10 protein-coding genes and 1 pseudogene are annotated in these 11,808 nt (G+C 61.0%); 9 read left to right on the top strand and 2 right to left on the bottom strand.

Annotated elements, in window-relative coordinates; translation table 11 throughout:
• Positions 1–1,000, top strand: a 1,000-nt coding sequence (gene istA, locus EV665_RS31210; RefSeq protein ID WP_133037152.1) for an IS21 family transposase, incomplete at its 5' end; no start/stop codon positions are given.
• 11 nt (positions 1,001–1,011) lie between these two features.
• The gene (istB, locus tag EV665_RS31205; RefSeq protein ID WP_069456397.1) at positions 1,012–1,749 is read left to right on the top strand and encodes an IS21-like element helper ATPase IstB; all 738 of its coding nucleotides are present in this window, start codon (positions 1,012–1,014) and stop codon (positions 1,747–1,749) included.
• 111 nt (positions 1,750–1,860) lie between these two features.
• On the opposite strand, the pseudogene EV665_RS31200 reads toward istB, so the two are convergent.
• Positions 1,861–2,103, bottom strand: a pseudogene (locus EV665_RS31200) (transposase); the annotation flags it as partial.
• A 274-nt stretch (positions 2,104–2,377) separates the two neighbouring features.
• Positions 2,378–2,638 carry an ArsR/SmtB family transcription factor gene (locus tag EV665_RS31195; protein ID WP_325074614.1) on the bottom strand — a complete coding sequence of 87 codons (261 nt, stop codon included), beginning with the start codon at positions 2,636–2,638 and terminating at the stop codon, positions 2,378–2,380.
• A gap of 171 nt (positions 2,639–2,809) precedes the next feature.
• Here EV665_RS31195 and EV665_RS31190 point away from each other — a divergent pair, with 171 nt between their 5' ends.
• The 7 genes from EV665_RS31190 to EV665_RS31160 all read left to right on the top strand — a co-directional run bounded on the left by EV665_RS31190 (position 2,810) and on the right by EV665_RS31160 (position 11,783).
• The gene (locus EV665_RS31190) at positions 2,810–4,102 is read left to right on the top strand and encodes an NAD(P)/FAD-dependent oxidoreductase (protein WP_133037150.1); all 1,293 of its coding nucleotides are present in this window, start codon (positions 2,810–2,812) and stop codon (positions 4,100–4,102) included.
• 39 nt (positions 4,103–4,141) lie between these two features.
• Positions 4,142–4,345 carry a YgaP family membrane protein gene (locus EV665_RS31185; RefSeq protein WP_050746441.1) on the top strand — a complete coding sequence of 68 codons (204 nt, stop codon included), beginning with the start codon at positions 4,142–4,144 and terminating at the stop codon, positions 4,343–4,345.
• A 65-nt stretch (positions 4,346–4,410) separates the two neighbouring features.
• Entirely contained in the window at positions 4,411–5,424 is a 1,014-nt protein-coding gene (locus EV665_RS31180) for an efflux RND transporter periplasmic adaptor subunit (RefSeq protein WP_210234715.1), read from the top strand.
• Positions 5,421–8,621, top strand: coding sequence for an efflux RND transporter permease subunit (locus tag EV665_RS31175; RefSeq protein WP_133037149.1), 3,201 nt, complete (start codon positions 5,421–5,423; stop codon positions 8,619–8,621). The genes EV665_RS31180 and EV665_RS31175 overlap by 4 nt, the downstream gene beginning before the upstream one ends.
• Positions 8,622–8,741: 120 nt before the next feature.
• Positions 8,742–9,305 (top strand): TetR/AcrR family transcriptional regulator, encoded by a 564-nt coding sequence (locus EV665_RS31170; RefSeq protein WP_425376507.1) that lies wholly within the window; start codon positions 8,742–8,744, stop codon positions 9,303–9,305.
• 118 nt (positions 9,306–9,423) lie between these two features.
• Positions 9,424–10,617, top strand: a complete 1,194-nt coding sequence (locus EV665_RS31165) for an efflux RND transporter periplasmic adaptor subunit (RefSeq protein WP_023513025.1) — start codon at positions 9,424–9,426, stop codon at positions 10,615–10,617.
• Positions 10,614–11,783, top strand: coding sequence for an ABC transporter permease (locus EV665_RS31160; RefSeq protein WP_245507896.1), 1,170 nt, complete (start codon positions 10,614–10,616; stop codon positions 11,781–11,783). Before EV665_RS31165 ends, EV665_RS31160 begins: the two co-directional genes overlap by 4 nt.
• The last annotated feature ends 25 nt before the right edge of the window (positions 11,784–11,808 follow it).

The raw sequence follows: 11,808 nt of genomic DNA, 5'->3' as shown, positions 1-11,808 counted from the left end.
GGCGCGCTGGACAGAGACACTACCCGACTGGATCGAATGCCATATTCAGGCGCTGGAGTTCTTTGGTGCTGCGCCAGCCTTGCTGGTTCCCGACAATGCCAAGGTGGCGATCATCAAGGCATGCCACTTCGATCCCCAGGTCAACAGGACCTATAGCGCAATGGCGGCGCACTATGGGAGCGCTGTTCTTCCGACACGGCCGCGGCGGCCGCGCGACAAGGCAAAAGTGGAGGCCGCGGTTCGTATCGTTGAGCGTTGGTTGCTGGGTCGCCTTCGCCATCGGGTCTTCTACAGCCTGGCCGAGGTGAATGCGGCGATCGCCGAATTGCTTTACGACCTCAACGACAAGCGTGTCCTGCGCCGGGTTGGCGTTACCCGCCGCCAACTGTTCGAAGAGCTTGATCGTCCGGCTTTGCGGCCTTTGCCTGTCGAGCGCTATGTCTTCGCCGAATGGCGTATCCGGCGTGCCGGGCTGGATTACCACGTCGAGATCGAACGGCATTATTATTCCGTTCCCTATCGCTTTGCCCGCGAGCAGGTCGAGGCGCGCATCACGGCCAATACGATCGAGATATTCCACAAGGGCGAGCGGATTGCCGCTCACCGCCGCGCGAGCGGTAACGGCAAGCACACGACCATCCCCGATCATATGCCCTCGGCGCATCGTCGTTTTGCCGACTGGACGATTGAACGCATTCGGCGCGAAGCCTCTGCCATGGGGTCGGATGTCGGCCTGTTGTGCGATCGCATCCTTGCCGATCGGCCGCATCCCGAGCAGGGCTTTCGCGCCTGCCTCGGGATTATCCGTCTCGGCAGAAGCTTTGGCCGCGACAGGGTCAATGCCGCCTGCGCCCGGGCGCTGGAGATCGGGGCCCGGACCTATGGTTCGGTGCGCTCCATCCTCGACAATCACCTCGACCGGACAGCGGACTCAAAAGGAGCCGCGTCGCGTGAACCCATCCACCACGAAAACATCCGCGGACCTCGCTACTACCACTAAGGAGAAGGAAAATGCTTGCTCATCCGACACTTGATAGACTGAACGCCATGGGCCTGGCCGGCATGGCAAAGGCCTTCGGCGAACTCGTCGCCAACGGCGAAGCCGAACATCTCTCGCATGCTGAATGGCTTGGACTGCTGCTCGAGCGGGAATGGAGTTCTCGTTATGACCGCAAGCTTGCCGCGCGCCTCAGATTCGCCAAGCTCCGCCACCAGGCTACTCCGGAGGATGTCGATTATCGCGCCGAACGCGGCCTTGACCGTGCGCTCTTCATGAAGCTGCTCGGTGGTGACTGGATCGGCGCTCACGACAATCTCGCTATCTGCGGCCCCTCAGGCGTCGGAAAGAGCTGGTTGGCATGTGCCCTCGGCCATAAGGCTTGCCGCGACGACCGTTCCGTTCTCTATCAGCGTGTCCCTCGGCTCTTTGCCCAGCTCGCGCTCGCCCGCGGTGACGGCAGATACGCCAGGCTGCAACGCACCCTGGGCCATGTTCAGGTCCTGATCCTGGACGACTGGGGTCTTGAGCCGCTCAACGAACAGGCCCGTCACGATCTTTTGGAAATCCTTGAGGACCGCTACGGCCGCCGATCGACGATCATTACCAGCCAGCTCCCCGTATCCGCCTGGCATGGCGTCATTGGGGACCCCACCTACGCCGACGCCATCCTGGATCGCCTCGTACACAACGCCCACCGCATCGAGCTCAGCGGAGAAAGCCTACGTCGAAATCTGCCTCGAAAAGCTTGACACCGGAATTGAACGAACTGACAACAATCACTGCCCGCAGACCCCGCTGAAACAGGGGGCGAGATCATCCCGGAATCCGGGGGCGCAATCATCTCGGAACAAAGGGGCGGCTTCATCGGAATCGGCATGCAGCGTTTTGACATCGATGGTCGGACCCGACGGCTCCGCTTTCGTTTCATCGCCGAACACACCTGTCGCCCCCTCAAGGAGCTGGTCTTTCCATTGCTTGATCTGGTTGGCGTGCACATCGAACTGCTGGGACAACTCCACCAGCGTCTGCTCACCTCGGATGGCGGCAAGTGCCACCTTCGCCTTGAAAGCCGGGCTATGGTTCCGGCGCGGTCGTCTCGTCATAGTCTCTCCTGTTCCCGGCATCTAAGCCGAAGTCAGGCAGAAACTCCACTTATCCCCGCTGTGCAGATTTCCCGAGCCAGCTCTCAAGCGCTTGTCGTTTGCGAGTAGTTTCAGGAAAGCCGCAGCTTCATCCTTGTTCGGCAGCGCAAGGCAAATGCGTCGAAGGTCTGGAAGGAAGGATGGTCGATCCGGCGTGCCGGGATCGCTTTTCTCGAACTGGGTTGCCGTTCGCTGCTCCACCATCATTTCCTCCATTCGCACGACCGTTTCGCGGCTACTTGCCTCTGTTCGGCGGGCAGAACGCGTCGTGCAAAGCCTGCACGACAGTCAGGATTTCCGGTCGGACAATCGAGTAATAGACAGTCGTTCCCTCGCGCCGCGCCTCGACCAGCCCGTCCGCTCTCAACCGCATAAGTTGTTGCGACATCGGCACTTGTTCGATTGCCAGTCCTTGTCGCAGTTCGGCGACCGATCGTTCACCATCGACCAGCGCGCACAGAACGAGCAGCCGCTGGGGGTGCGACAGACTGCGCATCAATTCGGCGGCCTTTTCGGCGGCCGGTATCATTTCCTCTACATTCATACTCTTGAATTTAAAACCTTTGAATGTTAGATGCAAGCCATAAAGCCTGGAAGCGTCTGAATTGAATGGCCTCCGGCAACCAGAAGTGGGCAGACCCATCATAGAAACAGCGGAGCGAAAGCCATGACTCATATTGTCATTCTCGGCGCAGGCCTCGGTGGAATCATCATGGCCTATGAGATGAAACGCAAGCTCCGGCGTGAAGATCGCCTGACCGTCGTCAATCTCGGCTCCAGCTATTCCTTCGTTCCTTCCAATCCATGGGTCGCGGTTGGCTGGCGGCAGCCGCAGGACATAACCGTCGATCTCGTTCCCGTTCTGAAGCAGCATGGAATCGCACTCAGGCCCGAGGGAGCACGTCGGGTCCAGCCCGCGCAAAACCGCGTCGAACTCAATGACGGCTCCCTTCTCGATTATGACTTCCTGATCATTGCTACCGGCCCCGCCCTTGCCTTCGATGAGGTGCCGGGCCTGGGACCCGATGCTCATACCCAATCCATCTGCCAGATCGGCCATGCGACCCAAGCGAAGACCGCATTCGATGCACTGGTGAAACGGCCCGGTCCCATCGTCGTTGGAGCTGTGCAAGGCGCCTCCTGCTACGGTCCGGCCTACGAGTATGCCTTCATCCTCGACACGGCGCTGCGCAATGCGCGGGTGCGGGATCAGGTTCCGATAACCTTCGTCACGCCCGAGCCCTATATCGGCCATCTCGGGCTTGATGGCGTTGGCGACACCAAGGGGCTGCTCGAAAGCGCCTTGCGCGAACGTCATATCAAGTGGATCACCAAAGCCCGGACGACGACGGTCGAGCCTGGCAAGCTGATCGCCGAAGAGGTCCACGACGATGGCACCGTCAAGGCAACCCACGAACTGCCCTTCGCCTTCTCGATGATGCTGCCGGCCTTCCGCGGTGTGCCGGCGATCGCTGGTATAGAAGGGCTGACCAATCCGCGCGGTTTCGTCGTCATAGACAAGCACCAGCGCAATCCGGCTTTCCCGAATGTCTTCGGCATCGGGGTCTGCGTTGCCATTCCGCCGGTCGGCAAGAGCCCGCTCGCGGTCGGCGTGCCGAAGACCGGCTTCATGATCGAATCCATGGTGACAGCGACGGCCGAAAATATTGCCGCTCTGCTGAAGGGTGAGGAGCCAAGGGCCGTCGCGACCTGGAACGCGGTCTGTCTCGCCGATTTTGGCGATGATGGCATTGCCTTCGTCGCGCAGCCGCAAATTCCCCCGCGCAACGTGAACTGGGCGTCACGCGGCAAATGGGTCCATGCCGCCAAGATCGGGTTTGAGAAATACTTCCTGCTCAAGGTGCGGCAGGGTAAGGCCGACACGTTCTACGAAAATCTCGTGCTCAACATGCTGGGCGTCGGGAAGCTGAAGGATATCCGCATCGAAACCGCCGAGTAGGTCACACCCCTCGGTTTCAAACACACTGGAGTATTCAAAATGACGATCGATCGCGCCGTATTGATGTTTGCCGGCTGCATGGTCCTGCTGTCCCTCGCGCTCGGCTTCTATGTCTCACCATGGTGGTATCTGCTGAACGTCTTCGTCGGTTTCAATCTGATCCAATCGTCGCTCACCGGGTTTTGCCCTGCGGCGATCCTGTTCAGGAAGCTCGGCTGTCCGGCGGGTGTCGCGTTCAAATAGCCGTCAGGTTTTCTTTTTAACGACCGTCGCGTGGAACGCCGGTCTTCTTTGGAAGCAATCCCTTCATGTATCGTCCGACCCCTTACCCTCGCGCGGCAATGCTCGCCCTGCTCGTGGCTTTTACGAGCCATGGCGCATACGCAGCCGACTTCATCGTGAAAACGACGACTGTTCCGAACATGAAGGCTGTGTTCGGGCAGGTCGAGAGCCGTATCGTGCTGCCGGCGCGGGTTCGCACCGGCGGCTCGGTGCGCGAACTGCGCGTCAGCCAGGGGGACGAGGTCAAGGAAGGCGACGCCATCGCTGTCATCGTCGATGACAAGCTCTCGCTCCAACTCGACGCCGCCCAGGCCAAAATCGATGCTCTCAGTTCCCAACTCGACAATACCAAATTGCAACTCGAGCGGGCGCAGCAATTGAGGGCAAGCGGCGCCGGTACGCAAGCCAGCCTCGATCAGGCCAGAATGCAGTTCGAGGTGGCGACCAATCAGGTGGTGGCGGCTCGGGCCGACAAGACCGTTATCGAACAAAGCACTCGGGAAGGCACCGTTGTCGCGCCTGCCACAGGCCGTGTCCTGACCGTGCCGGTGACGCTCGGCTCGGTCGTCCTGCCGGGCGAGGAGATCGCGCGCATTGCTCCCGGCCCCTACTATCTGCGTCTTTCTCTGCCGGAGCGCCATGCGGCCGATATCGTGCAGGGAGCAAATGTCACAGTCGGCGAGCGCGGCCTGAAACGGTCGCCGGATCAATCCGAAACGAGGCTTCCGGGTCGGATCGTCAAGGTCTACCCAGAAATCGTCGATGGACGTGTCACCGCCGATGTCGAGGTCGCCGGCATCGGCGATTATTTCGTCAATGAGAGGACCCTCGTATCGATCCCGGTGGGCAAGCGCTCCGTGCTTGCTGTGCCGCCGGAAGCGGTGCGGACGCTGCATGGGATCGACTACGTACGTGTCGCTGGAATAGGGGGCGCGATCGATGTGGCTGTCATCATCGGCGAGCGTTTCGAAGATAACGGCCAGCCCCGCATCGAAATCCTCACCGGCCTTCATGACGGCGATCGGATCGTACTGCCATGACGCCGCCAAGACTTAATCTCGGTCTGGCCGGTGGCTTGACCCGTGCCTTCATCGGCTCGCCGCTAACGCCGCTCTTCTTGCTGGCCGCCTTCGTCCTGGGGCTGGTTGCACTGGTATCGTTGCCGCGCGAGGAGGAGCCGCAGATCTCGGTGCCGATGGTCGATATCCGCGTACAGGCGAACGGCTTGAAGACCGAGGATGCGGTCAAGCTCGTAACCGAACCGCTCGAGACCATCGTCAAAGCGATCGACGGCGTCGAACACGTCTATTCCCAGACCGAGGATGATGGTGCGCTCGTCACGGCGCGGTTTAAGGTCGGCACCAATGCCGATGCCGCGATCCTGCGGGTGCATGAGAAGGTCCGGGCGAACATGGACCGCATCCCCGTCGGCATTCCCGATCCGCTGATCGTAGGACGCGGGATCGACGATGTGGCGATCGTCGTCGTTACGCTGCGGCCAACACAGAAGAGCGCCGGGCACTGGACCGCCAACGGGCTGACAAGGCTGGCGCGCGAGCTGCAGGTCGAGGTCGCCAAGCTGCCTGATATCGGCCTCACCTATATCGCTGGCGAGCAGCCCGAGCAGTTCGAGGTCGAGCCAGATCCGGAAAAGCTCTCGCTCTATGGCATCACCCTTCAGCAACTCGCCGCCAAGATCGAGGGGGCAAACCGTTCCTTCCGCGTCGGCACGGTGCGCGAAGGCGGCCAGCAGCGCGCGATTGTTGCCGGGCAGACGCTGCAGGAGCTCTCCGAAATTGGCAACATCCTTCTCACCGCGCGCGACGGCAGGCCCGTCTATGTGCGCGATGTCGCAAAAACGGTCCTTGCCACCTCGCCGGCGGAGGCCCGTGTCACCGATGTCCGTTCGACAGCAGATGGGCTGCAAAGGGTTCCGGCGGTTTCTCTTGCGATCGCCAAGAGGCCAGGCACCAATGCCGTGGTCATTGCCGATGATATCGTAAAGCGTCTGGAGCAGACCCGCGGCCAGATCTTTCCGAAGGATGTCGAGATGACGGTCACGCGCGATTACGGCGAGACCGCCAACGAGAAGGCGAACGAGCTCCTGTTCCATCTTGGGCTCGCAACCGTCTCGATCGTCTTCCTGGTCGCCATTGCCATCGGCTTGCGCGAGGCGATGGTGGTCGCGGTCGTCATTCCGATCACCATCCTGCTCACGCTCTTCGCGTCCTGGCTCATGGGCTATACGCTGAACCGTGTCAGCCTGTTCGCCCTGATCTTTTCGATCGGCATCCTGGTCGACGACGCCATCGTCGTCATCGAGAACATCGCCCGCCACTGGGCCATGCAGGACGGCCGATCGCGCAGCGCGGCCGCTGTCGACGCCGTTGCCGAGGTCGGCAACCCGACCATCGTCGCCACGCTGACCGTCGTGGCTGCGCTCCTTCCGATGTTGTTCGTGTCGGGGATGATGGGACCCTATATGAGCCCGATCCCGGCGAACGCCTCGGCAGCGATGCTGTTCTCTTTCTTCGTCGCGGTGATCCTTACGCCCTGGCTGATGATGAAGCTCGGCCGGAAGGAGGCAGTGCGCGGACACGCTCATGCCGCGGCCGATGGAGGGCGTCTCGGCAGAAATTACGCGATGGTCGCGCGGCCTGTCCTGCGGAGCCGCGCCCGGGCCTGGGCGTTCCTGCTGGTCGTCGGCATGGCCACGATCGCGTCGCTTGGCCTTCTCTACACCAAGCACGTCACCGTCAAGCTGCTGCCCTTCGACAACAAGACCAACCTTCAAGTGATCGTCGACCTGCCCAAGGGCTCTTCGGTCGAGGATACGGACCGGACATTGCAGCAAATGGTGGAGCGGCTGGGCGACATGCCGGAGATCGTATCCTTCCAGACCTATGCCGGAACAGCGTCACCTTTCGACTTCAATGGATTGGTGCGGCACTATTATCTGCGCGCCGAACCGCAGCAGGGCGATATCGTCGTCAACCTTCTGCCCAAAGGCTCGCGCGGCCGCGCGAGCCATGCGATCGCCCTTGATATTCGCAAGCGCCTCGAGGGCCTTGCGCTGCCGCAGGGAACAGTGGCGAAAGTGGTGGAACCGCCGCCTGGCCCGCCTGTGCTGGGGACGCTGCTGGCTGAGATATACGGACCGGACGCCGAGACGCGCCGTGCCGTCGCCGGAAAGGTTCGCGAGGCCTTCAAGAGCGTGCCCTTCATCGTCGACGTCGACGACAGCTACCACAATCAGCCGCAGCGTATGCGTGTCGCGATCGACCAGGACAATCTCGATTATTATCGGGTCGAGCAGTCCGACGTCTATGACACGTTGCGTTATCTCTATGGCGGCACCACGGTCGGCTATTCGCATCGCGGCGGCGGCCGTCAGCCGATCCCGATCCGCATCGCCCTGCCGAAGGGTGAGAAGGTGATCGACGAACGCGCGCTCACCACGCCGGTCCCGGCCAACGCGCTGCCGGCGGGCCTTGGTGTCGTCGAACTCGGCGACGTCGTGTCGGTCTCCGAGCAGCCGGCATCGTATCCTGTCTTCCGGCACAATGGCCGGGCGGCGGAGATGGTCATGGCAGAGCTTGCCGGCGCTTACGAAGCGCCGATCTACGGCATGCTCGCCGTGAACGATGCGATTTCCAAGGCGGATTGGGGCAATGTTCCGAAGCCGGTGATCGCGCTCCACGGTCAGCCCGATGACGAAACCCGCCCGATCCTGCTCTGGGATGGCGAGTGGGAGGTGACTTGGGTTACTTTCCGCGACATGGGCGCGGCGTTCATGGTGGCGATCCTCGGCATCTATATCCTTGTGGTCGCGCAGTTCGGCTCGTTCAAGCTTCCGCTGGTCATCCTGACGCCGATCCCGCTCACCTTCATCGGCATCATGCTCGGGCATTGGCTGTTCGCGGCGCCGTTCACGGCAACCTCGATGATCGGGTTCATCGCGCTTGCCGGCATCATCGTGCGCAATTCGATCCTGCTGGTGGATTTCATCCGCCATTCCGGGGGGCAGGGCAGGCCAATGGTCGATGTACTGCTTGAGGCCGGCTCCGTCCGCTTCAAGCCGATCCTGCTGACCGCGCTCGCCGCGATGATCGGCGCGGGCGTGATCCTGACCGACCCGATTTTCCAGGGGCTCGCCATCGCGCTGCTGTTCGGTCTCGTCTCCTCGACGCTTCTCACGGTGCTCGTCATTCCGGCGATCTATGTGGCGCTGAAATGATCGGCGCTTGCATAGCCTCTTGAAAAATGGTCTAAATTGTAAGATAGTAATTAATTACTATCTTTGGGGTAACCGCTGATGCCGCGCTCGACCAACCTCTCAGCTCCGGAACGACGCAGGGTGACCGTCGAGACCGTCATCGATCTGGCGGCCGAACAAAACCCTGCGGACATTACGACCGGAGCGATCGCGCAGCGCATGGGTGTGACACAAGGCGCCTTGTTCAGGCACTTCCCATCGAAGGACGCCATTCTTCAGGCGGTTATGGAGTGGGTAGCGGAGCGCCTTCTGGCGCGCATCGACAAGGCCACGTCCGCGACGTCCTCTCCGATTGACGCACTGGAAGCGGCATTCTTCGCGCATATCGAGTTCATCATGGAACATCCCGGTGTGCCCAGGATGCTGTTCGGCGAACTGCAGCGCGCGGAGCAGACCCTTGCCAAGCGAATGGCGCATACTTTGATCCAACGCTACGGCGAGCGTCTCGGGCGGCTCATCGCGGACGGCAAGGAGCAGGGTGAATTCGCCGACACGCTGGATGACAAGGCCGCCGTAGCGCTCTTCATCGGGGCGATCCAGGGTCTTGTCATGCAATCCCTGCTAGTTGGCGATGTTGCGCAGATACGTGCAATCGCCCCAGGTGTTTTTGCGTTGTATCGGCGCGCTGTCGAGGTGCCGAGATGATCGATCGGCATTCCTCGGCGACGAAATCTCCCGTTCGCTCGATCAAGACGACGTCAGCGAGGCGCGTCACCCCCATCGCAGATCATTCAATGACGCAGATTTGCCTGGAGGCAGGTCGATGAAACTGCCTTCATTGCAGCGCCGCACACTGTTGCTCATTGGCGTTGGAGCTGTGACCGCGGCCTTGTTTGGCTATGTGGTCCTGCGCTCCGGCCCTCTCGCGCCGGTGTCCGTTACGACTGCCGTCGTCGAGGCCCGTTCGATTTCACCGGCGTTGTTCGGCATTGGCACTGTCGAAGCGCGTTTCTCCTACAAGATCGGCCCCACCAGCGCGGGACGTATCGGCAGGATTCTTGTTGATGTGGGTGATCAGGTCCGATCCGGCCAGACCCTGGCCGAAATGGACCCGGTAGACCTTGATGCCCGCATCGCGGCACTTGAAGCGGCGATCGGCCGAGCGGAAGCGTCGATCAAAGTCGCCGAAGCGCAGGTGGTCGATACCAGGACGCGCAAGGATTACGCACTTGCTCAGGCGAAGCGGTATGAAGAACTCTGGAAGACCCGCGCCGTGAGTGAGGTCGCAGTCGAAACGAAGCGGCAAGAGAGCGAGGTGGCGCAGGCCGCTCTCTCGGCCGCTCAGTCCAATCTTCTCGCTTCGCAGCAGGATCTCCATCGTAACCGCGCCGACCGTGACGGTCTGGTCAAGCAGCGGGAGAACCTGGTTCTGCTTGCGCCGGTAGACGGTGTCGTTTCCGCAAGAAAAGCAGAACCGGGAACGACCGTGGTCGCAGGCCAATCGGTCGTGGAAATGATTGATCCAAAAAATCTCTGGATCAATGCCAGGTTCGATCAGATTGCCGCCACGGGCTTGCGGCAGGATTTGCCCGCCACGATCGCGCTGCGCTCACGCGCCGGCGAGGGATTACCGGGAAGCGTTGCGCGGGTGGAAGTCCTTGCGGATGCGGTGACGGAAGAAAATCTTGCAAAGGTGAACTTCGACACGCTTCCCGTGCCGCTGCCCTCAATTGGCGAGTTGGCCGAAGTATCGGTCGCCCTGCCCGAGATCGCCGCCTCGCCGACCATTCCGAATGCCGCGGTCCAGAACCTCGGCGGCAAGTTGGGTGTCTGGAAGATCGAAGGTGGGAAGATCCGGTTTACGGTTGTCCAACTGGGGGCTGCCGACCTGGAAGGAACCGTGCAGATCACGAAGGGTCTGAAAATTGGCGACGAGATTGTCGTCTACAGCGCCTCGAAATTGCTCAGCACGAGCCGCATTCGTGTCGCTGACAATCCGGCGGAGCTCCTCAAATGATCAGTCTTGCCGGACGCGACATTTTGCATTCCTGGGGGAAGTTTGTCTTCACGGGTGTCGGTCTGGGTCTGCTGATCGGTGTGACCTTCACCATGGCAGGCGTCTATCGGGGGATGGTCGATGACGGCAAGGTGCTGCTCGACAATAGTGGCGCCGATATGTGGGTTGTCCAGCAGAACACGCTCGGTCCATACGCCGAGTCCTCGAGCATCAACGATGACATTTACCGCATGATCCTGGCGATCCCCGGTGTCGAGCGAGCCGCCAACGTGACTTATCTTACAATGCAGGTCCGCAAAGGAACCTCCGACGTGCGATCCATGGTGGTGGGCGTTGCGCCAGGGGACATGGCGACACCTGGCCGACCGCCCTTCCTTGTCGCCGGGCGGCACATCACGCGCAGCCACTACGAGGCGGTTGCCGATGTCGCCACTGGTTTTTCTCTGGGAGACAGGATCGTTGTCCGAAGGAACCATTTTACCGTTGTGGGTTTGACGCGACGGACGGTGTCGTCGGGCGGCGACCCGATGGTCTTCATCCCGCTGAAGGACGCGCAGGAAGCGCAATTCCTCAAGGACAACGACTCCATTGTCCGTCAGCGCCGGCGCACTAGCGAGAATCCCGAGTTCAATCGGCCGGGCGTTCCCGGCTTGCTGGACGCCATCATCGCCTCGCAAAACAGCAACCCTTATGTAAACGCCGTTCTGGTGCGCACCAAACCGGGATACGACCAGGACCGGATCGCGACAGACATCGCGAGGTGGAAGCGACTGACGGTCTACACCCGCCCGCAGATGGAGGAGATTCTGGTCGGTAAGCTGATCGCCACCTCGGCCAAGCAGATCGGCATGTTCCTCGCGATCCTGGCCGTTGTCAGCGCAGCGATCGTCGCCTTCATCATCTACACACTGACAATGGACAAGATACGCGAGATCGCTGTGCTGAAGCTGATCGGTACCCGCAATCGCACGATCGCATCCATGATCCTGCAGCAGGCAATCGTGCTCGGGCTGATCGGCTTCGTCGTTGGCAAGATCACGGCGACCTTTGCAGCGCCGTTGTTTCCGAAATTCGTCCTTCTTCTTTCCGCCGATACGGCGTCACGACACGAAAGTGGAGAATCTGTCCGACTTTTAAGAACGTATCCGGAATTCAGGTTGGTTTAACCGTGGATGTCGTTGCTTTTTCGGC

It is taken from the genome of Shinella granuli (assembly GCF_004341885.1).
In the GTDB taxonomy this organism is placed as follows: Bacteria; Pseudomonadota; Alphaproteobacteria; order Rhizobiales; family Rhizobiaceae; genus Shinella; species Shinella granuli.
This window is presented reverse-complemented; position numbering and strand designations above follow the sequence as displayed.